The 21589-nt window shown below is 63.1% G+C and carries 20 protein-coding genes and 2 pseudogenes; 15 read left to right on the top strand and 7 right to left on the bottom strand.

Annotated features, from left to right (window positions below; translation table 11 throughout):
* Nucleotides 1–67: 67 nt before the first annotated feature.
* Both ABIC75_RS22010 and ABIC75_RS22015 read right to left on the bottom strand, forming a co-directional pair.
* A complete protein-coding gene (locus tag ABIC75_RS22010; protein WP_354016038.1) occupies nt 68–751 on the bottom strand; it encodes an RES family NAD+ phosphorylase in 684 nt (227 codons plus the stop codon).
* Between the two features lie 159 nt (nt 752–910).
* Nucleotides 911–1303, bottom strand: coding sequence for an MbcA/ParS/Xre antitoxin family protein (locus ABIC75_RS22015; RefSeq protein WP_354016039.1), 393 nt, complete (start codon nt 1301–1303; stop codon nt 911–913).
* A gap of 138 nt (nt 1304–1441) precedes the next feature.
* On the opposite strand from ABIC75_RS22015, the gene ABIC75_RS22020 reads away from it, so the two are divergent.
* Nucleotides 1442–1984, top strand: coding sequence for an SRPBCC family protein (locus ABIC75_RS22020; RefSeq protein WP_354016040.1), 543 nt, complete (start codon nt 1442–1444; stop codon nt 1982–1984).
* Nucleotides 1985–2035: 51 nt separating this feature from the next.
* Here ABIC75_RS22020 and ABIC75_RS22025 read toward each other — a convergent pair whose 3' ends face one another.
* The 3 genes and pseudogenes from ABIC75_RS22025 to ABIC75_RS22035 all read right to left on the bottom strand — a co-directional run.
* Nucleotides 2036–3826: a DUF885 domain-containing protein gene (locus tag ABIC75_RS22025; RefSeq protein ID WP_354016041.1), complete on the bottom strand. Its 1791-nt coding sequence runs from the start codon at nt 3824–3826 to the stop codon at nt 2036–2038.
* Nucleotides 3823–5493, bottom strand: a complete 1671-nt coding sequence (locus ABIC75_RS22030; RefSeq protein ID WP_354016042.1) for a SulP family inorganic anion transporter — start codon at nt 5491–5493, stop codon at nt 3823–3825. Before ABIC75_RS22030 ends, ABIC75_RS22025 begins: the two co-directional genes overlap by 4 nt.
* A 1389-nt stretch (nt 5494–6882) precedes the next feature.
* A pseudogene (locus ABIC75_RS22035) lies at nt 6883–7104 on the bottom strand (transposase); the annotation flags it as partial.
* Between the two features lie 171 nt (nt 7105–7275).
* Between ABIC75_RS22035 and ABIC75_RS22040 the strand changes: the two are divergent.
* The 12 genes from ABIC75_RS22040 (at nt 7276) to ABIC75_RS22095 (ending at nt 15140) form a co-directional block, all read left to right on the top strand.
* The gene (locus ABIC75_RS22040) at nt 7276–7770 is read left to right on the top strand and encodes a DUF3304 domain-containing protein (RefSeq protein ID WP_354016043.1); all 495 of its coding nucleotides are present in this window, start codon (nt 7276–7278) and stop codon (nt 7768–7770) included.
* A gap of 975 nt (nt 7771–8745) precedes the next feature.
* Complete coding sequence (locus tag ABIC75_RS22045; RefSeq protein WP_354016044.1) at nt 8746–9012, top strand: hypothetical protein; 267 nt, start codon at nt 8746–8748, stop codon at nt 9010–9012.
* A gap of 63 nt (nt 9013–9075) precedes the next feature.
* On the top strand, nt 9076–9396 hold the full coding sequence (locus ABIC75_RS22050; protein ID WP_354016045.1) for a hypothetical protein: 321 nt from the start codon (nt 9076–9078) through the stop codon (nt 9394–9396).
* Between the two features lie 78 nt (nt 9397–9474).
* A complete protein-coding gene (locus ABIC75_RS22055; protein ID WP_354016046.1) occupies nt 9475–10326 on the top strand; it encodes a hypothetical protein in 852 nt (283 codons plus the stop codon).
* Nucleotides 10326–11222, top strand: coding sequence for a ParB/RepB/Spo0J family partition protein (locus ABIC75_RS22060; RefSeq protein WP_354016047.1), 897 nt, complete (start codon nt 10326–10328; stop codon nt 11220–11222). Before ABIC75_RS22055 ends, ABIC75_RS22060 begins: the two co-directional genes overlap by 1 nt.
* A gap of 62 nt (nt 11223–11284) precedes the next feature.
* Complete coding sequence (locus ABIC75_RS22065) at nt 11285–12085, top strand: hypothetical protein (RefSeq protein ID WP_354016048.1); 801 nt, start codon at nt 11285–11287, stop codon at nt 12083–12085.
* Entirely contained in the window at nt 12075–12392 is a 318-nt protein-coding gene (locus ABIC75_RS22070; protein ID WP_354016049.1) for a hypothetical protein, read from the top strand. Before ABIC75_RS22065 ends, ABIC75_RS22070 begins: the two co-directional genes overlap by 11 nt.
* Entirely contained in the window at nt 12382–12585 is a 204-nt protein-coding gene (locus tag ABIC75_RS22075) for a hypothetical protein (protein ID WP_354016050.1), read from the top strand. The genes ABIC75_RS22070 and ABIC75_RS22075 overlap by 11 nt, the downstream gene beginning before the upstream one ends.
* A 96-nt stretch (nt 12586–12681) precedes the next feature.
* Nucleotides 12682–13506 carry a hypothetical protein gene (locus ABIC75_RS22080; RefSeq protein WP_354016051.1) on the top strand — a complete coding sequence of 275 codons (825 nt, stop codon included), beginning with the start codon at nt 12682–12684 and terminating at the stop codon, nt 13504–13506.
* A gap of 25 nt (nt 13507–13531) precedes the next feature.
* Nucleotides 13532–13798, top strand: a complete 267-nt coding sequence (locus ABIC75_RS22085) for a hypothetical protein (RefSeq protein WP_354016052.1) — start codon at nt 13532–13534, stop codon at nt 13796–13798.
* Nucleotides 13799–13883: 85 nt separating this feature from the next.
* Nucleotides 13884–14354, top strand: coding sequence for a hypothetical protein (locus tag ABIC75_RS22090; RefSeq protein WP_354016053.1), 471 nt, complete (start codon nt 13884–13886; stop codon nt 14352–14354).
* 108 nt (nt 14355–14462) lie between these two features.
* A complete protein-coding gene (locus tag ABIC75_RS22095; protein ID WP_354016054.1) occupies nt 14463–15140 on the top strand; it encodes a hypothetical protein in 678 nt (225 codons plus the stop codon).
* Nucleotides 15141–15797: 657 nt separating this feature from the next.
* Here the strand turns inward: ABIC75_RS22095 and ABIC75_RS22100 are convergent.
* Nucleotides 15798–16251 (bottom strand): annotated as a pseudogene (locus ABIC75_RS22100) (IS3 family transposase); the annotation flags it as partial.
* 401 nt (nt 16252–16652) lie between these two features.
* Between ABIC75_RS22100 and ABIC75_RS22105 the strand changes: the two are divergent.
* Nucleotides 16653–17426, top strand: a complete 774-nt coding sequence (locus ABIC75_RS22105; protein ID WP_354016055.1) for a hypothetical protein — start codon at nt 16653–16655, stop codon at nt 17424–17426.
* Nucleotides 17407–20346, top strand: coding sequence for a TonB-dependent receptor plug domain-containing protein (locus ABIC75_RS22110; RefSeq protein WP_354016056.1), 2940 nt, complete (start codon nt 17407–17409; stop codon nt 20344–20346). The genes ABIC75_RS22105 and ABIC75_RS22110 overlap by 20 nt, the downstream gene beginning before the upstream one ends.
* Nucleotides 20347–20551: 205 nt before the next feature.
* Here ABIC75_RS22110 and ABIC75_RS22115 read toward each other — a convergent pair.
* On the bottom strand, nt 20552–21589 hold a 1038-nt coding region (locus ABIC75_RS22115), incomplete at its 5' end, for a calcium-binding protein (RefSeq protein WP_354016057.1).

The following is a 21589-nucleotide window of genomic DNA, read 5'->3' on the forward strand; positions in this document are numbered from 1 at the left end:
CGGCACGGAAGCCGCGCGGGCCCTTCGCGAGAAGGGCCCATTTTTATGCGCGTACGCGAGGCTGGTGTCAGCCGCGTTTCCACTCATCAACGGTGAGCACCTGCGCGATGCGCTTGCCGTCCCAGCGATACATCAGGTGCTGCGCCTGCACGCAAGGCGCCACGCGGTCGGGATAGAACACCGCGACACATTCGCCGCCAGCGTGACGCACGCTGTCGTAGACCAGGCCATCGGAACCTTCGTTGCGCAGCTTGCGCGCCAGGGCGATGCCTGCGGCGTAGTCGTCGGGGTCGTGCTGTGCTTTCCATCCGCCGCGCAGGTCGTGCAGCTTTGCCTGGATGCTGGTGCTGTAGCAGCGCATCTCGATGTCGCATGGTGATTCAGCCGTGGCGGCGAGGAACAGCTCGCGGTGATACACCGTCTCTTCCACGGCGGTGGCCACGCTGTGCGCGGCGTAGAACACGCCCCAGCTGCCATCGGAAAACCGACTGCCTTCGGGGTTCAAATGCGTGAACGCCGCCATCACCGGCGTGGTGCCAGGGCCGCTGACGCGTCGATCCGGCGGCACCATGTGCAGGTCGCCTATCTCGTCCCGCAGACGCGGATTGGTCATCGCCTCGATGGCGTACAGCGCATCCAGATCGCCGGGTTCGGCAATACGGTCGAACACGCCGATGGGTGGAAACCGGCTGGGCACGATGCGATAAGCATGACTCCAGCGGATGCGTTTGAGCGGTGGAATGTCGGCCATGACGTGGATCTCTCACGCGTGTCGCCAGAGGGGGAAAGTATGCCGGCAGCATGTATCGCCGGTTGCGACGTGGCGCGCAAGGCGGTTTCGCCGCGCGGTCGCAGGAGGCGCGACGGCGCCGTGCGCCCGGGCCGCGCACGATGATTCAAGCGGTATGACTCAGCCGCGCTGCGCGTCGAGGTATTCGCGCACCACGTAGAGATCGGCGACGTTGCCCGAGAGCATGCGTTCCAGCGCCGACTGGCCACCGAACAAGGTGGCGCGGTTCGCCCGATGCACCCAGCCGTCCGCCTGGTCGGGATCGGGAAAGAGAATCTGCAGATCCTTGAAGATGCCCAGCAGATAGCTGATGCGCTCCAGCGTGTCGCGCCCCAGCGTGCCGGCCTGCAGGCGCTTCCACTTGTAGAACGTGGATTCCGGTGGATCGCCCAGCAGGCGGCGCTGGTCGTTGATGCGCAGGTTCCAGCGCTCGGCGATGTTGAAGAAGGCGCGCAGCGCGGGACCGCCGAGATCGGCAACGGGATGGGTTTCAGGCTGGAGATGAGCCGCCATGGTTCAACTCTCCCAGTGAAGTTACGAGGAAATTTACTCCACTGATGCATTTTTCGCCAGTGGCCGGTCATCTGCCGTTCGGCCAGTACAGGGCCGATACCCGCCGCCGCATACTCGCCCCCCATCGGAGGACCCGCCATGCGCAAGCAAGCCGTTATCGCTGCTGCCCTATTGTCGCTCTACGCCCTCGGTGCGAACGCGGAAGTGAAGGAAGCCGCGCCCGACCACCTGCTGATCCAGGACAGCCGCACCATCCATGCGCCGTCGGACAAGCTCTATGCCGCGCTGACTGACGTCGCCAAGTGGTGGAACCGCGAGCACACCTACTCCGGCGACGCCACGCACCTGAGCCTCAAGGCCGAGGCCGGCGGCTGCTTCTGCGAGCGCTGGGGCAACCAGAGCGTGGTGCATGGACGCGTGATCTGGGCCGCGCCCGGCCACCTGCTTCGCCTCGACGCCGCATTGGGACCGCTGCAGTCCCTGGCCGTGCAGGGCGTCATGACTTTCACGCTCAAACCCGCGCCGGAAGGCACGGCGCTGCAGCTGGAATATCGGGTCAACGGCTCAAGCGTCAGCGGTCTCGACAAGATCGCGCCCATGGCCAACGGCATGCTGATGGAGCAGTTGCAGCGGCTGCAGAGCTACGCGGAAACGGGCAAGGTCGCGCCGGCGAAACCCTGACCAACGCCCTGAAAGCAACGACCCCGGCCAGGCCGGGGTCGCGTGGGCGCCTTACCTCTTGGCGTCCTTGCCCTTCGCGCAATCGCAGCCGAAGTCCGGCTCCGGACCGCCGTCGGCAATGAAGCGTTCGATGCGCTTTTCCAGCACCGGGAGCGGCACGGAGCCGATCTGCAGCACGGTGTCGTGGAAGTGGCGGATGTCGAACTTGGCACCGAGCGCCTGCTCAGCCTTCTGGCGCAGTTCCAGGATCTTCAGGTAACCGAGCTCGTACGACAGCGCCTGGCCCGGCCAGCTGATGTAGCGATCCACTTCGTTGGCGATTTCGCGATCCGAGAGCGCGGTGTTCTGCGTCATGAAGTCGATCGCCTGCTGGCGCGTCCAGCCGAGGTGATGAATGCCGGTATCGACCACCAGGCGGCAGGCGCGCCACATCTGGTAGGTGAGATAACCGAAGCGGTCGTAGGGCGTCTTGTAGATGCCCATCTCGTTGCCGAGGTATTCCGAGTACAGGCCCCAGCCTTCGCCGTAGGCGGAGATGTAGCCCTCGCGGCGGAAGTCCGGCTGGCCGTGCTGTTCGGCCGCCAGCGCCAATTGCAGCGAATGGCCGGGCGCCGATTCGTGCAGCGTCAACGCGGGCATGTTGTAGAGCGGGCGCGACGGCAGATCGTAGGTGTTCACCAGGTACGTACCCGCGCCGCCGCGGCCGGAGGTGTAGTACGGCGCGATATCGGCCGGCACCGGCACGATGGCGAAGCGCTGGCGCGGCAGGCGGCCGAATTCCTTGCCCAGCTGCGCGTCCACCTGCTTGGCCACCCAGGCAGTGCGCATCAGCAGTTCATCGGGCGTCTTGGCGTAGAACTGCGGGTCGGTGCGCAGGAAATGCAGGAAGTCGGCGAAGCTTCCCTTGAAGCCCGTCTCCTGCATGGTCTTGACCATCTCGGCGTGGATCTTCGCCACCTGTTCCTGGCCCACCTTGTGGATGGTGTCCGGGTCGAGGTCGAGCGTGGTGTATTCGATGATCTGCTGGCGATAGAACGCCTTGCCGTCGGGCATGGCTTCGGCGGCCAGCGTGGTGCGCGCCTTGGGTTCGTATTCGTTGTGGAAGAAGGTGAGCAGGTCGGCGTAGGCCGGGATCACCTTGGTGCTGATGGCCTGCCTGGCCGCGTCGCGCAGTTTGGCGGCATCGGCGGCCGGCACGCTGGCGGGCATTTTCTCGAACGGCTTGTAGAAGCTGCTCTGCGTCGGGTCCTTCAGTTCGGAGACCGAGCTGATGGAGGCATCGCGCCCCTTGAGCACGTCGTGCGGCACGGTGAAGCCGCGTGCCAGGCCGTCGCGCATGTTGGCGATCTGCTGCTGGAAGTACGCGGGCACTTCGTTGAGGCGATCGATGTAGCGCTGGTAGTCCTGCGTGGTGTGCAGCTTGTCGCCATCCAGCACGTAGCCCAGCTCGCTCCAGAAGGCCGAGTCGCTGTTGAACGGCATCTGCCACTGCTTGAACTTCTGCGCGGCGAGCAGATTGTTGATCTGCGCCCGATACACGGCGTAGTTCACCTGCGCTTCGGGCGACAGCTGCTTCACGTCGATGCCGTCGAGGTCGTTGGACACCTTCTGCCAGTAGTCCAGGCGCTTCTGCTGGTTGGCGGCGTCCACGTTGTCCAGGCGCGAGCCGTTCGGCTGCGCCTCGCCCGAGCTGGCGATGCCGGACTGGCCGTTGCGCCAGGTCCATTCCTGCTCGTAGATCTGCTTGAAGCGTGCATCGGCATTGGTATCGGCCCATGCCGGTGCAGCCAGTGCAAGCGTGGTGGCCGCGGCCAGCCAGGTGGTGCGTAGAGCTTTCTTCACTGCGGATTTCCCTTTACCGATGAGGTCGTAAGCGGCGGAGCCGACACGGCATCCTCCACGCTCCAATCGTCCAGCGCCTGTGGCGGAAGCTGGGGTAGCGCCATGCGCAACAGGGCGTCGCGCGCGTCGTCCTTCAATCGTGCCACGCGCAGCTCGATGCCACGAGCGGCCAGCCAGGCGGCGAAATCGCCAAGGGATTCCAGCGAGGTGCCGTCCAGATCGGGACTTTCCTCCAGGCTGAGCACCACGCGGCCCAGCCCCTGCCCGGCCTCCACGCGATGGCGGGCCTGCGCCAGCATTGGTTCCGCATTGGCAAAGAACAGCGGCTCTTCCGGCCGCACGATCAGCATGCCGGGCACCTGCAACGCGTCCGGGTGCTGCGCCACGTCGACGAAGTCATGCCCCTCCGCCAGTCGCCCCAGCACGCCGAGCCGAGGCGTGGCGAGCTGGCGCAGCAACATCACCAGGCTGAAGGCGATGGCGAACAGCAAACCGTTGAGGATGCCCAGCGACAGCACCGCCACCACCGCCGCCAACAACACCAGGCGGTCGCGATGCCAGCGGAAATACGGCGCGAACACCGACACGCGCAGCGACTTGCTCACCGCATGTATCACGATGGCCGCCAGCACCGGCTGCGGAATGCGTTCGATCCCGCGCAACGCGAGCAGTACAAGCACGAGCACGCTCGCTGCACCCACCAAGCCAGCAAGACGCGACCGCGCACCGGAAGCCTCATTCGCCGACGTGCCCGAATAACCCGCGCCCACCGGCATGCCATGCAAGGCGCCCGAGATCACATTGGCGACGCCGAGCACCAGCAGATCCCGATTCGAGTTCACCGCGTCGCCGTGCTTGAGCGCAAAGCCACGGATGGAGCTGTACGACTCGGCGTAAAGGATCAACAACAACGCCGCGGCCAGCTCGACGCTGGGCAACCACTGATCGCTATGCGGCCACGCCGGCCAGCCGAGATCGGCCGCCAACTGGATGGGGCCCGTCAGCGCTACGCCATGTGCCGCCAGCCAGCCCGACATCGCCACGCCCAGCGCAATGGCCACCAGGCTGCCGGGCAAACGCCGCAGGTACTCGCAGGCAAACAGCAGCAACAACGCCACCACGCCGGCGCCTAGCGCCGCCGCGTTCACCTGCGGCAGCACCCGCGCCAGTTGCGCGAGCAGCAGCGGCGCGAAATCGCCATGCACATTGGCCACACCCATCAGATGCGGCAGCTGCTTGAGCGCGATCACGCAGGCCAGACCAAAGGTGTAGCCACGCAAGACGGGACGCGCGATCAGATGCGAAAGCCCACCCAGCCGCAACGCACCCGCGATCAGAAAGCAGACGCCGCCGAGCAGCACCAACGTGCCCGCCAGCGCCACCCGCGAGACGTTGTCACCGCCTGACAGCGCCAATGTTCCCGCCGCCAGCACCGCCGCCGATGACGAGGTGGCCGACACGATGGCATAGCGGCTGCGCCCCAACAGCCCATAGGTCGCCAAACCCACGAACAAGGCGATGACGCCCGCCTGCGGCGGCAGGTTGGCGATGCCCGAGTAGGCGACGGCTTCGGGAATCAGCAGGCCGGCTACCGAGAGGCCGGCAATCAGATCGAGGTGCCAGGTGGGGGGCGCTTTGGCGACGACGGGGGGAGTTGTCGTGGGCATGGGGCGCCGCTCCTGCGTGGATGTTGGGGAGGGTAGCTGATTGGTGGTGTTGCTTTGGGGTTGTGGTGGGGGCGTTGCTGTCGCGCTTATGCAGCGCTGTCGCGATCTGGCCGCCTGCGCGGCGGGCGTTTCGATCGGCTGCCGCCGCTCGAGTCACTTTTCTTTTGCTGGCCCAAAAGAAAAGTAACCCAAAGAAAATGGCCTTTAGAGCGATAGGCTCATAGCGTTCTGTCGGATACGAGCCTTGACGACTTCGAGGCCCGGATCATCACGATCTCTCTAATCGACGGTACGTCTACGCCGCAACGCGCCGAGGCGAAGAGGGCTTAAAGCAGGATGTCGCTGCGCTACCCCATGGCTACGATCGTTGGATCTTCGCCAAGCACTGCACTTCTCCCTCTCCCCTCGTGGGAGAGGGCTGGGGCATTGCCACCTTTACGGTGGAGAGGGGGCGGGTGCTCGCGAAATCGTTGCTACTCGAGCTTTGGCTTTCGCCATTGCTTCTGCTCTTGGCTCTGTGGGGTCCCCGTATGACAGCGGCGGGCGGGTGGAGGAAAGCCCGCAGGGTGGCCGCAGGGATGCGGCCAGTTTTTCGACAGGACAGGGACGTCCTGTCGAAAAACCCCGTAACCCGACCGCGAACCTGAAGGGCTGAAGCCCGGTAGGCGCGTCATCCGGGGTGCTCTTTCTTTTGGCATTGCCACCATCTCGGTGGTTACTTTTCTTTGAGCAAGCAAAGAAAAGTGACCCGGCCTCCGGCAGGAGGACAGAAGCCCGCCGCAGGCGAACCCGGTCGCGATATCGCAACAACCGAAGACTGACGAAACTGGATCCCGGCCTGCGCCGGGACGGAAAGTTATTTCTTGCGATCCGAAATAGTCAATGTATATCAGCGGCTTAGGCGCCATCTTTGGCCACCGCCACGAGTCGTACGTACGCAGGTACGTAAAAGATTTTTGAAGGGATTCGGCTGTCGACAGACACCGGGCCGCATCGAGCGCTATCGACGGATGCCGTTTCATGCACGTGGCAAGTCACCCCAGGAAAAAAGCACCCGGGAGGGGTGAGTACCCCGGGGCTTCTCCTCAGCCACATGCCCTGATCATCGTCGAGGCAAGACGTCCTGAGCCCCTGATGCGTGAAGGTTCCCTGGACGCGCCCTTCTTCTATCCAACGGATGGTGACCTGTCAAATCGGTCGGCGCTCATTAAGCCAGCGCCCAAGCATCCAGACGACGACCGCACTGCCGGATGTCGGCCCATGGATACTCTCAACGATCATCCGGCCATCCGCGAGCTGTTCGCGCGGTTGCACATCGTGCGGGCGAAGCACATCGACACGGTTCGCGGCGGCGCGAAGGCGAAAGAGGTGGGCGATGTGCGGATTCCGGTCACTCAGCGCGTACCACTGCTGCAGTAGATGAATCCGCAACATGGTCGACATCGCCATCGGCGGCCGACCCCGTCGGCCTTCGCTGGGATAGTGCGGCTCGATCAGGGCCAGTAGGGTCGCCCATGGCACGACTCGTTCCATCTCACCCAAGAACTGTTTGCGGCGCGTGGGCTTCTTCTTGGCTTCGAAATTTAACGAGGCGAACGAGCGCTGTTTCATCGGGGTGAACCGGTCAGGGCGATGGTGCATCTTGGTCCATGCTGAAGCGGTCGTCTTTAGGACACGTCCCATGTGTTCGCGTTAGGTCAAGGCGTACAACGTGAGCTGATAAATCGGATATTTCCTGTGACTGACAGCCGTCCGTGCGCCCGCATGATGACGATAGGCCTAGTGATCGTGGCCATCGGTGCCGTCGTTAAAGCCGGCGTGGCCCCGTCCACTTACCCCGTGGCTACGGTCGGTTTCAACTACACCGAGAAGCCGATCTACTGGTTCGGTGTCATCACGGCCGAGGGCCAGTGTGGTAATGACGCTGGGGGTAAGCGACCCGGCACGGTGTACCTGCTCGGTAATGGCATCACCCATGGTTGCATGGTGCGCTCCGGTGAGACGGCGACGGTCAAATGGGAGTTTGATCAACCGTACTCGGACGTTTTGAAGAAGGTCCCGATGGAGTCGCACCAAGTGACTGTCACCATTCCACAGCCCGAGACGCGTGATTCCGGCTATCTGCAGGTCCATTTCCTGTCAGGCAATCGTGTGGTGCTGGATTGGCGTGACAACTTCGCTGACAGCCGGGTCGATCCTGTGAGCGGAAAAATTATTGACTTGCACGACGCATACATCGATCCAGACACTGGTCGACCAACACCTTTCAAGCATTGACCGATGAGCCGACGCGATCCGGCTACTGGCGCAGTCTCATTGGACTTCGCGGCTTGTCTACCGCGGAATTAATCAGAGGCTCCCTAGGCGACGGCGCCCCTATGGACGAAGCCCGTTTTTTGGACGCCCGCGCGCCCCCTATGGCATGTCCGCTCGGGGCAAACGTGGGTGATTCCCGCTCCTTCCCGGAAAGGTAGGCACCTTCCCGGAAAGGCAGAGTCATTATCTGTCCTTTCCCGGAAAAGCAGAGTCATTACCGGAAAGGTCGATTAATGCCGGGGAGCTCCCGGTCATTCTGCTTTATAGCTTTTAGCTTTTAGTCTATTAAAAACCACTAGCTGGACGCTGACGCGCCCAGCGGGGGTGTTCAGGTTGCCATAGCCACCCCAGCCGACCCCAGCCCCCGGTGACCTGGTGAATGCCCCCACAGCGGCAAGCGTCCTACAGGGCGCGTCGAGGCGAGCCGATGAGTGGTGGTGTGCCTGGGGGGGGCGATGGCCCGGCGCGCGGTGCCTAGGGCTCTCTGAGCAGCCACAGCGGCCCTCGGCCAGCCCACCGTCGAGGGAGTGGCCGGCCATTCGCCACATCGTTGACATGGGGAAACAATCGATCCCGAGCCGCCCCGAACGACCTCATTGTGTCGCAGGGCGGTCCGATGGGGCGGTCGTAACCGCATCTGACCACGGGGTAGGAAAAATTCCTAGATGGCCTGGTTTTAACTTCCTATTGACGAAGCGTTCATCGGTCGTTGGCATCCATTCATCATCACTTCTCCTTAACAACCGTCGCAGGCCGCATTCGACTGTCAGTACTTTGCACCTAAGTAAAATATTTTCTGCGGGGTCAAAAAATAACGCTCAACTTATCTCAACAAATGACAAGCAAAATTCATTTTTCTCTTAATAATTCGCCTCTTGCAAAACCCCAAAGATGGGGTAGTTTCGGCCACCCGAAAAAAACCACTGAGATAATTCCGTGATTACCCGTCGCGCCCTTCTTGCTCGCTATGGCAATAACCGCAATATCGCGGCCCTAGCGCGCGTCTCGGAATCGGCCGTTCGCTGCTGGCCGCTGGATCAGGCCATCCCCAGCGATAAGCAGATGATCTTTGCGTTCTTCATCGATCCGGCGTACTGGCAAAACACGCTGGCGCACTACAGCCATCTGTTCTTTCCGTTCCGGGGAATTCGCGATGGTCGGATCGATCCGCGCTTCCTGCCGCATCCGCCGCTGGGATCGTGAGCCATGCCCCGGCAAGCCTCGTTGTGGCCACCCGGCGATGCCGCGCGTTGGCGTGATGAAGGCATGGCGCGTGCCCAGGCTCATGCCGACGACCTCATCCCTGGCTGGCAGACGTTCGCGCTCGACGCCCTGCGCCGTTATGCACGCCAGCTGGCCAAGGAAGGCCGGACGTCCTTCCAAACCGAAGAGCTACGGCTCTTTGCCGAAACGCAGTGCGACTGCCCCCGCCCGCCCGACCCGCGTGCCTGGGGGCCGTTCATCCGAGGACTGGCCTGCCGCTCCATGCCCGTGCTGGTGAAGCTAGGCAGCGCCAATACACAGAACCCCAAAGGTCATCGCCACCCCGCGTCGATCTGGGGCTTTACGCGATTTCCGATGCCATGAAGCGCCGTCACGCCGTGGGGCGCGCGCGGCGTCCCGATGAGCGTCTGGCCGACGCGACCACCGACAAAGGGCACGATCATGCAGAACCATGATGTCAATCCCTTGCTCGACCTGCCCACACGCCACGCCCGTGGCATCGAATGGGTACGCGTCACGCCGGCGATCGCGCATCACTGGCTGGCGTTCAACACGACCAATCGCCACGTCACGCAACACAAGGTGCAGCAGTTCCAGCTCGATATGGAACGCGGCACTTGGCTCAATGACGGGGCGCCGATCCGCTTTGCCCCGAACAAACTGCTCGATGGTCAGCACCGCCTGATGGCGATGCTCCAGGCCGGCACGACCTTGCCCATGGTGGTCATCTATGGGCTCGATGAACAGATGCAGGTCAACATGGATACCGGACGGGGACGCTCCCCCGTCGATGTCTTCACCATCGAGGGGTTGGATCGCTGGCAGGCCACGGTCCTGGGGACGGCCATTCATGCCTTGATCTCGGCCAGTCGTGACGTGCCTATTTCCAGCACCGTGCGCTATGTCAATCGCGAGGTGCGGGATTTCTATCTGGAACATATCGCGGCCATTCAGCGCACCCTGCGCGTCTTGCACGACTTGCCGCGCAAGCCCACGCCGTTGCCCTGGGCACGCGCCGCCGTGGGTCACTATCTGTTTGCGAAGAAAGACCACGAGCTGGCCGATGGGTTTTTCAGAGGCGTCTATGAAGGCTACCAGCTGGGGCCGACCCAACCGGTCTTGCATCTGCGCAATCGCTTGCTCAACGACGCGATCACCAAGACACGACGTAGCGTGTTCGACGACTACTTCTGCCTCATTCGCGCCTGGAATGCCACGCGGCGGGGGACGCCATGGCGGAGCGGCCACGCGATGTATCCGGGCACGGACACGAACCTACCGGAGATCGTGTAATGGATGTCCATCCCTACTGCGCCATCTTGCCCGACATGCTCCCCGGGGAATACGCGGCGCTGCTGAACGACATCAAGGTCCATGGTTTGCGTGATCCGATCATGACCTACAACAACACCATCCTGGACGGCCGTCATCGCTGGCGCGCGTGCGAGGAGCTGCAACTGACCCCGCGCGTGGTGCCGTTCGTGGGCGATGACGCCGCCGCCTTGGCCTGGGTGAAGTCGCGCAACATGCGCCGCCATCTCCATGCCACCCAGCGCGCCTGGGTGGCGCGGGCATTCCTGGAACAGGAGACGCTCATGGCGAAGATGCGGCAATGCGCTGGCTTGCGTCAGGGCCAGCATGCGCCCGTGGGGGAATTTGTGCCCGGACGGGAAAAGGAACAAGGACGCGCCCGCGATCGAGCCGGGGCGGCCATGGGCGTGTCAGGCCGCCTCGTGACACAAGCGGCCACGATTGCCAAAACGGCCGCCCCCTGCTTAGCCGAGGCGATCAAGTCCGGCCTGATCCACATGCCCGAAGCCTTTGTGCTCGCCAAGCTCAGTCCCAAGACGCAACAGCGCTTAGTGGCGATGGCGGACCCCGCGGGTCGCAAACACGCGACGGCCTGCGCGCTCAACCGGATGCGAGGTAAACGTCGCGGACCACGGTGCGCCGACGAACTGCTACCCAGCACCCCCTTTGCCCGCGCCTTTCTCAATCAGGTGGAACGGGCGGGCATCTACACCAAGGAACAAGGCTGCCCGGATACCGCGACGGCGATTGCTCGCCTTCGGGCGGAAATCGATTGGAGCAGCGCCGCGCAACGGGGTCAGTTCGCCCGGTGCGAATACACCGCGACGATTATGTGGGCCTTGTGCGAAGAGCGGAACCGGCGCGTCGAGGTGGCGTGATGAGTCTCTTGCGGACCCGCAACGTGAAAGCGGGCTTCTGGTGCAATGAGGAGCTGGGGCCCTTGGCGGACGCGATTCGTCTGCTCGCGATTGGGTTGATGCAACTGGCCGATCGCGACGGCCGTTTGGAGGATCGCCCCCGGCGCATTCAGCACGCGCTCTATGGCTATCACCCGCAGGTGACGGTGCACGATGTGATGGCCTGGATCGACGCCCTCGAAGCCATTGGCTTCGTGCGCCGGTACACGGTGGACGGCCGGGCCTGTTTGCTGGTGGTGAACTTCCGCAAGCACCAGCACATTCATGCCAAGGAGGCGGCGAGCGTCCTGCCGCCTCCGCCGATCGACGCCCGGGAGGCGTCGATCGCGATGCCACGGGCCGATGCCGCCCCGGCCGGTGGCGACGACGATCACGCGGCCGCCGGCGAGGCGAGTGCCAACGTCGCGTGTGACGATAGGGACAGGCCACTGCGGGCGTCGGTGGCGGCGGCGGGCGTGCCCGCCGGCCCGGCCCCGACCGTCGTGGCGACGGCCCTCCGCATCCGGCCCAAGGGCAAGCCACCGCCCGCGAACGAACCGTCGGTGCATGACGTCGTCGCGCTCTACAACCGCACGTTTCCCGAATTGCGGCGCTGCGATGTGTTAACCACGCTTCGCGTGGCGCTGATCAGACAACGCACCACCGATCATCTCCCCACGATCGATCACTGGCGACGCTATTTCACGCATGTGCGTCGTTGCCCCTTTTTGATGGGGAAGGAGGCGCCGGGCTATGGACGGTCCCAACCGTTTCGCGCCGATCTGGAATGGCTGACCCGACCGGGCAATTTCGCCAAGGTCGCGGAGGACAAGTATGGCGACTAAATACGATCACGAGGACGCGCATCGCGCGTGCGCCGGACCGGTGTACTGCAGCGTCCCCGGCTGCCGGACGCATGTCGGGGGCGGTCGCTACGTTCGCAGTGTGGCCGATCTCCAGTTCACCACTCACCACGGTCAGCGCATCACGCTGTGTGGCCGGCATTACCTCGACGGGCTCGACACCTGCGGTCACTCCGTCATGGCGCAATTACGCCGCGATGCCGATTCGCTCGTGGCGCACTTTGAGGCCGCGCATCCGGCGGCCTTCTCATGGCATCCCCGCACCCCGGAGGTGAAGCATGCAACGTGAAGTGAAGTATGAGGGCATTCAGCCGACGGTCTGCAGTGGCTGCCAGCGACCGCCGCACGTGTACGACGACCGGGGCCAGTACTTCGTCGAGTGCGCCCGCTGCCACGTCATCACGGCGAGGTTCGCGACACCTGCCGAGGCCGTGACCGCCTGGAACACGAACGCACGTCGTCGCCGGCAGGTGCGCGCATGAACCGGAGCGATGTCACGCCCGTCCCGATCACCCGCCGTGGGTTTTCATCGGGCGGTTCAACGATGTCCCGCCACCGACCTTTCCGAGGTGATCGTCATGACTGAACAGGCGTTGATGGTGTCGATGGAGACCCTTCCCGATGGCGTCGAGGGGTTGGTGAAACGGGCCGAGTTGATTCAAGAGGCCGTGTCGCGCGTGATGACGGAAGGGGTGCACTACGATGTGATCCCCAACACGACGAACAAAGCGCTCCTGCAAAAGGGGGCGCATAAATTGGCGTTGCTGTTTCGCTTCACCTGGCGATTTGAACTGCAAGCGCTCCCGCTCTGGGGCGAGCACCGCGAAGTGCGCGCGAAGTGCATTCTGCTGTATCAGGGGCAGCCGGTCGCGGAAAAAGAGGCGCTGTGCACCACGCTGGAAACGAAGTATCGCTACCGCAGCGAAAACACCGGCGCCGAGGTGCCCCGGGATTATTGGACACGCGGCAAACCGGCCGAGCTGCTGGGTGGCGAGGATTTCATGCCGCGCAAATGCGACGGGCGATGGCTGATCTTTCATCAGGTGCCCTACCGCAACGTGCCGGATCACTACAACACGGTGCACCAGATGGCGCAGAAACGCGCGTTCGTGTCCGTCATCCTGGCCGCCACGGCCGCCAGCGATGCCTTTGATCCCGAGCCCGGTGACGATGACTCGATCGCGCGCACCACGCACAAGCAACGCCAGGCGCGCCGCGCGCCGCTCGACCCCCGCGCCGAAAGTAGCGATCGCAAGCAGGGGTTGATGGCCGATTTGGAAGAGGCGGCCTTGCAGAACGACGTCGCCCTCTTGGAGGCGTGGCAGGCGTTGAGTGAAGCCGATCGGGTGCTGGTGGGCAAGGATTTCGGCACGTTGATGCAGCGCGCGAAGGCGATGTCGTGAACGCCGCGGCGGGGAGAGAGAAGCCATGGGAGAACCCGCCGTGATGCCGGCATGCGAGCCTGCCGCGAGCGCGCCGACCGGCTTGTCACGCGCGCACGAAGCGGCCCTGTATGAAGCCAGCCGCCGTGTCTCGTCGTGGGCGGTGATGTGGCTGGAGTGCGGCTGGATCAAAGACGAATGCCGGCGCGATGTGCTCGCCTGGCTGGAGGCGATTCCCGAGCCCTGGTGGCGTCGCTTCCGCATCGATGATGCGAAGGAACGTCCCGCCCGCCGACGGCCGAGCCGCGCATGACCCCGGCCATGGCACCGGGGCCGGTCCGCCCGTCGCTCGTCGTGACGACGGGCGACGCACGCCCACCACGGTATCGGGCCCCACCATGCCTGTCGTGACCGAACTGGAACATCGCTTGCGCGAATGGGCCGACGAGTACGCCGGCTCGCGTTATGAGCATGTGGGATGGCCCCGGTCGTCCTCGATGGATGCCTTGATCAAATACCACGGCCGTCCACCGCAAGGACTGCACCCCAAAGCGATCGTGGGCACGGCGGCCGATGAGGTGGAGGGCGCCGTGCGGGAGTTGGCCAGCCCGCGCATTGGCGGCGCGCGCCAAGCCCTGGTCCTGCGCAATTGGTACTGGATGAAGGAGGCGGCCATGGAACATCGCCTGCAAGCGCTCCGAGCGCATCGATTGCATATCTCCGAGCGCGGCTACCGACTGTTCTTGCAAAACGGGCGGTTCTACGTCGCCGGTTTGCTGGATGTGGCGATGCAACCGGGGGATCTGTGCATCGATCCGGAGGAAGCCGCGTCGTATCGGGTGCCCTTATTGACGGTACCGAAAAAGTGAGGTAGATATGCGAGCGTTCCATGCTGACTGTCCAGCATGAACACCTCCTTCCAGCCCGCCATGTTTGGCGGGTTTTTTTATGCGCGAAGGGGTGTCGCGTGAGGCACCATGCCCGCCGCCTTCTCGGTGCGTTCCAACCTGAAAAACCTGCAGGCATCGCTGCATGCGCTGGCGTATAAGCAACTGCCTTTCGCCACCGCCCAGGCCTTGAATACCCTGGCCCAACGGGTGCAGGTGGCGGAAACCGGTCAGCTCAAAGCCACCTTCCGACACCCCAAGCCCTTCACGGTGAACTCGGTTGCGCGGCGAGGCGCGACGAAACGGACGCTGACGGCCACGGTCTTCATCCGACCCATCGCCGCCGCCTACCTGACGCCCTACGAGGAAGGCGGCGTGCATGTACTGGCGGGCCGCGCCTTGCTCAACCCCAAGAACATCCCGCGGGATCGCTACGGTCAGTTGCCACGCACCCTGCTGAAACGCCTGAAGGCACGGCCCGACATCTTTATCGGTGCCGTGAAAACCACGCATGGCATCGTCAACGGCGTCTGGCAGCGTCCCCTTCGACGCGCGCCTGCGACGGTGCGTAGCCACTCACGCACGACCGGCGCGATGGCACGGGGTGCCAATCGATCCGGCACGCTGAAGCTACTGATCCGGTTTGGCGATGCGTTGCCGGTCACGCAGCGCCTGCATTTTGGATCGACGGCCCAGAAAGTCATCGACCGAGGATTCGACGCAGCCTTCCGCGAGGCCATGGCTCACGCCGTGGCCAGCGCCCGCTGACGGGGCGCGGCGGGGTCCTACCGGGAGAGGTCGTCATCGTGGGCATTGCGCGCCGCGATGTACGGCTAGCTGTGGCGGTTTGAAATTTGGGTAACAGGTAACGCGTGGGGGTAACACATGACCATGGTGAACCAGACCGAATTTGCCCGCCTACATGGCGTCAGCAAGAAGACCGTCACACTCTGGAAAGCGCGAGAATGGTTGTTTTTCTAAGGGAAAAATGTGGATGTCCACAAATCCAACGCGATGTTGAATATGTGTCGACGCGACGAAACATCCGTGGGCCAGCCGGGCAAAAAAGGGGTAACGAAAAGTCAGAAAGCGTTACCCGTTACCTCCCAAGGTAACGATGAGGTAACGATTGAAGCCCATGCCGATGAAACGCCCGAACAAGCCGCCGAACGCATCACGTTGCGCCACGCGCCCTACAGTTTGAACGAGGCACGGCGCATCAAAGAAAACTACCTGGCGTTGTTGAATCCGCTGCAGTACGACCGTGAATCGGGGGCGGTCGTGCTGATTGATGATGTCACCCGACAACTGGGGGCATCCTACGCCAAGGTGCGCACGCGTTTGTTGGCGATCCCGGCGGAGCATGCCCCTCAGATGCATCGATTGAAGACGGTGGCCGAGGTCAAAGACACCTTGCTGGAACTGATCACCGAAGCGATGTTCGACAGCCGCCAACATGACGTCACGCACGATATCGCCGGTCTGGCCACCGGTGGTGGCTCGCTTCGCGATCGCAACAGTCCAGTGCAAAGGTGGCGCGCACCTTCTCATGATTGTCGCAGCGAAACTCGAAGCCATCGGAGCACCACCGTTGGTCGCTTACCGGGACGGCGACACGCCCTTCGTGACGACGCGAGGGCGGGGATGGCAGGCGGGCTCGTGCGAGCAGCAGCCCATGGGTGCGCATTACCCGATAGATGCGTTTGACGTTCACGGGTGGCAAGCCGCTCGCTTCGCGTTGACGACGAACGCGTGCCCAGGCACGGCGATAGCCATAGCTGGGCACGTCGACGATCGCGCCGCGGATCTCTTCGACCAGTGGCGCATCGTTACCGGGTCGCGTCGATCGGCCAAGCGACCACCGCGTTTCATCTGCGCGCGCATCCTGTTCGGATGGTGACCTAGGCGGATCCACTGGAAAAATGCCCGTCCAGGCGCATCCGCTATTGGAAAGTGCTGGTAGTCCTGCGACGAATTTCTGTCTGCTTTTAGGGCGTGTCTGATAGATCTGCCGACCACCCAGGCGTTAGGGTGGAAGCTGACAAGTCTGCAACATAGATGCTGTCGACATGGCGGCCCAAAGCCTCTTATGAGGCCGCACGATGTATGGGCGCGGATCGTTGCAGGGCTACGGCCGTCAGGGCGTGAGAATCGTATCGCGCCGATAAGCCGGTGTTTGGCAGGGGATGGGTTGGCTTTTTTTAAAGCCACCAATTTAGATCGATCTAAATCGTAACGAGCCGCGTTTGGTTCGCACCGGGGAGAAGCGGTAGGGTGTCCATGGATCACGGTCTGTCCATTCGCCAGCGGGCCTACGGCGAGACCTTCGCGGCATCACCGCGTATCTGGCGAGCCGCCCTCCTGTTGGATCTAGCTGCCGGAGGCACCGGCGACGCCATTGCCCAGACGGCACCCCCGCCCGCCGACGAGGTCAACCCGCTGATCGGCAGTCTGCATGGCGGCAATACGTTCCCTGGCGTCGTGATGCCGTTCGGCATGTTGCAGCGGAGTCCCGAGAACACCCGAGGCAAGCACACGCACACGGCCTCATCCAGCGGTTATCAGTATGACGCGCTCCGGATTCGCAGCTTCAGCCTGACCCATCTTTCCGGTGCGGGCTGTCGGGATGCGAGCGGCGATGTGCCGTTTATGCCAGTGACGACGGCCGTGACGAGTTCGCCATCGGCTGACGCCACGGACAGCATCTACGCCAGCGATTTCTCCCAGGCCAACGAACACGCGCGGGCAGGCGACTACCGCGTACGGCTGGCCAATGGCGTGCGGGTCGAGTTTGGTGCGGCGACGCGCAGCGGCTTGGCGAGCTTCCGTTTTCCCGTAGGCAAGCCGGCGAACCTGCTGATCCGTGCGTCGGACGCTGAAGTCGGCAGCAGCGACTCCCATCGCCGTGCATATCGGTCGTCGATTAGCCACGTCCCTATCCGCCATACACCCATGAGACGAACCGCATGTCGGCGCCGTAGACGCAACACAGCCGACGATCGCGGAGTCGTCGCGACACTAAGGAGAATGCTGCATGAAGTTCGGAGAACATAAGCTGTGCACGTCGGTACGCCTGGCGCTATCGCTGGGTATGTTGGCAGTAGGCACTTACGGCACGGCCGCTTTCGCACAGGACACGCAAACTAGCGGCACCGCTCCCGACGCGGCCAAGAGCAAGACGCTTGAAACGGTCACCGTGACCGGTTCGTTGATCCGCCGTGTGGACGTCGAGACGTCCAGCCCGGTCGTCACCGTTGATCGTGCCCAGATCCAGGCCACGGGCAAAATGACGCTGGGTGACCTCGTGCAGCAACTGCCGGCGATGACTGGCGGCAATATCAACCCCCAGGTCAATAACGGCGGCGGCAGTGGCAGTTCGAGCATCAACCTGCGCGGTCTGGGCTCCCATCGCACCTTGATCCTGATCGATGGCCAGCGCCTACTCAGCAAAGATCCCAACGCGATTCCGGCCGATGCGATCGAGCGCATCGAAGTGCTGCCGACCGGCGCCTCGGCAACGTACGGTTCGGATGCCATCGGCGGCGTGGTCAACTTCATCCTGCGCAAGAACTACCAGGGTGCGACGTTCACGGCCAACATCGGCCAGTCCGACCGCAACGACGGTGAGCAGAGCGGCTATACGTTCTCCTTCGGCCAGACGTCCGATAAGGGCAGCCTCATGGCCGGCCTCAACTACACCAAGCAGGACGGCGTGCTGCAGGCCGATCGTGCCTTTTCCAAGAATGCACTGACCCTGACGGGCAGCCATGTGGTCCGCGGCGGTTCGCCCAACACGCCGGTGGGTCGCATCCAGTTGCCTGATCAACTGGCGGCGCAGTTCGGCTGTCCCTACGTATCGTTGAGCCCAGGTGGCAATAGCCAGGCGGTCAACACTTCCAACTATCACTGCTATACCCCCGCCGATCGCTACAACTACGCATCGGTCAATCTGCTGATGACGCCCCAGGAGCGCACCGGCGGCTTTGTCTTTGGCGACTATCACCTGGGCGATCATGTCACCGCCTATGTGGACGCGGTCTATCAGAAGACGTCGTCCAGTTCCCAGTTGGCGCCCGCCGTCTACAGCGCGCCGGGGGCGACGATTGCGGCCGGCAACGCGTTCAATCCGTTCGGCACCGACTTTGGCAGCGCCGGCAACACGTTCAACTCGCGCCTAACCTCGAATGGCAACCGCACGGCCATGTACGGCAGGACCGACGCCCAGATCAATACCGGCTTCAGGGGTGACTTCACCGTCTGGGATAAGAAATGGAATTGGGATCTCGGCTACAACTATGGCCACCAGAGCATCGTCAAGGCTACCGGTGGCCTGGTTGACCAGACCCAGCTGTATACCGGCGCCTCTACCATCGGTGCGGATGGCTTCGCGACCAGTCCCAATTGCCCCAGCGTGGTGGCCTGCCAATTCAACCCGTTCGACATCCATGCTCCCGGCTCTGTCGCAGCGATTCAGGCGGCCAGCGTGACGGCGCCTTCCAACCAGTACTCGATTGAGAAAACCTGGCATGCCGGTGTCAGCGGCGAGCTGTTCAACTTGCCTGCGGGCGCTGTGCAGTTGGCCCTAGGCGCGGAGTATCGCACCGAATACGCACGATCCATTCCCGCTCCGCAGCTGCTACTTGATCCCGCGACCGGCAACTGCGTGCTGGGCAGTCAGTGCATCAGCGCCGTGCAGGGTGGCTACAACACCAAGGAAATCTACGCCGAGACGTTTATTCCTATCCTCTCGGGCATGCCCGGTGCGCAGTCGCTGAACCTGACCATAGGTAGCCGCTATTCGCGCATCCAGACGTTTGGCAGCACGAACAACTTCAAGTTCGCGCTAGAGTGGCGACCGATCGAAGACCTGTTGCTGCGCGGCACGATGGAAGACGTTTTCCGCGCGCCGAATTTGTCGGAACTCTACGACTCGGGTTCCGATACGCCGATGATCCACGCCGATCCGTGTAACGGCTTCACCGGTGCGCCGGCCGGGTCGCCGCTGGCCCTGGCCTGCCAGTACGTACCGACCAATGGCTCATTCATCAATAACAACGCCGGAACAGCCACCCAGGCGCCCAGCCAGGCAGGTACGGTCGTGCAAGGCGCCCGTGTCGCCGGTTTCCCGATCAAGCCCGAGCACGGCACGTCGTATGACTTCGGTTTGGTGTACAGCCCCTCGTATGTGCCCGGTCTATCGACCACCATCGACTTCTGGCGTGTAACTCTCAACGACACAATCACCACGGTGGGCCTGCAGAGCCTGCTCAACCTGTGCGCGGCGGGCTCGACTGTCTACTGCCAATACATCCATCGCGCTCCCGATGGCCCGAATGCGGGTCAATTGCTGCAATCCACGGTGGAGCCGATTGGCAACCTGGGCAGCCTGAGCACCAGCGGCATCGACTGGTCGGCGAACTACAAGTTGCCGCAGTTCGCTTTCGGCCAGGTCAACGTGGGCATCAATGCCACCTATCTGACGTATTTCACGCAGGAGACCGCCCCGGGTGTGGCGGGTAATGTCACCTATCAAAACGCAGGTCGCCTCCTGCCGGCCGGCTCGGCCCAGGAGTCCGCCTGTCCGGACAGCACGGGGGTCTGCTTGTTCCCGCGCTGGCGCGCACAGGGCTTCGTGGATTGGCAGGCGGGCGGTTGGAGCGCCCAGTGGCGCATGCGCTGGCTTAGCCGTTTCTCCAACGGCGGTCCCGCAGGATCCATCTACGACACCTTCCCGGCCGGTAGTGTCGGCGGACCGGGCGTGATCCTGCGCTATGGTTCGACGTTCTACAACGACGTCTCGCTCGGCTACAACATCGCGCCGATCAATACGCGTTTGGACTTTGGCGTGAACAACGTGTTCGACAAGCAGCCACCGCTGCTGTACGCGAACAACACCATCAACGCCAATACCGACCCGAGCAACTTCGACCTGATGGGCCGCTACTTCTGGGCCCGCGTCACGGTCAAGTTCTAATGCGTTGACCATTGGCCTCAGGCTTTAAGGGCCGTGTGAATGACTCACACGGCCTCTTTTTCAGCATGCACTCGGCTATCGCATTGCCCTTGGGCGATGATAGTAAGGTGGGCGAGGGCGCGATGGAGCGCTTTGCCTTCCAGACTGAAAACGGGGCACCTGCTCCCTCTGCTGTCGCCAGACAGGAGCAGGTTGCCTTTCTCCGTCAATGCCAGTTGGCAGCGATCACCGGGCGCAATACATCTGCGTAGTCGGGCGGCAGATAAGTTTCGTTAGCCGCCGGCTGGGTAAACGATGCCATGGCGGAGACCAGTGCATTGACTTGACCACTGAGCAGCGTGCTGCCGTCGGCGGTCTTGAACTGTTCGATCTGATAGCCCGCTCCGCCGTACCAGTTCTTGACCGTCGTGCTGTCCTGGGTGCCGACAATACTGACCTCCAGATCCGCGCCCACGCGGCGGAACCACAACTGATCGGCCGTGATGTCTTGACCGAACAATAGGGTGTCCGTTGCGCCGTTATAGGTGCTGGTCTCCACGATGGTGTCCTTACCATCGCCCAGGTTGAACAGGTAGGTGTCCGAGCCATAGCTGCCGTACATCACGTCGTCGCCGGTGCCGCCAACGAAGACGTTGTTGTTGGCGTTGTAGGCCACCCTCAGGGTGTCGTTGCCCGCTCCGCCTTCCAGGCGGTTGCTGCCCGCACCGGCATCCATCACATCATCGCCCTCACCACCGAGCATGATGTCGTTGCCGGCCCAGCCGTTGAGGGTGTCATTGCCGGCACCGCCTTGCGACACGTAACCACGCTGGCGAAGATCATCCAGCGTCCACACCGTGCCGTCGGCAAAGGTCACCTGCTCGATCAGACGATCCGTGGCCTCGCCGCTGCTGCTCGCGATGCTGCCGAACCAGTTCTTGACGGCGACCTCGTCCTGGCCGTTGACGTGGGCAAACACCAGGTCCATGCCGCGCTTGGTGGCCACGATGTCGCTGGCCTTGATGCCTTCGCCGAAGGCCAGCACATCGATCGCCCCGGCATACGTGCTCGTCTCGATGATGGTGTCTTTGCCATCGCCGAGATTGAACACATAGGTATCCGAGCCGTAGCTGCCGTACATCGTGTCGTCACCGGTGCCGCCAACAAACACGTTGTTGTTGGCGTTGTAGGCCACCCTCAGGGTGTCGTTGCCCGCTCCGCCTTCCAGGCGGTTGCTGCCCGCACCGGCATCCATCACATCATC

It is taken from the genome of Dyella japonica, from assembly GCF_040545895.1.
Lineage (GTDB): Bacteria > Pseudomonadota > Gammaproteobacteria > Xanthomonadales > Rhodanobacteraceae > Dyella > Dyella japonica_D.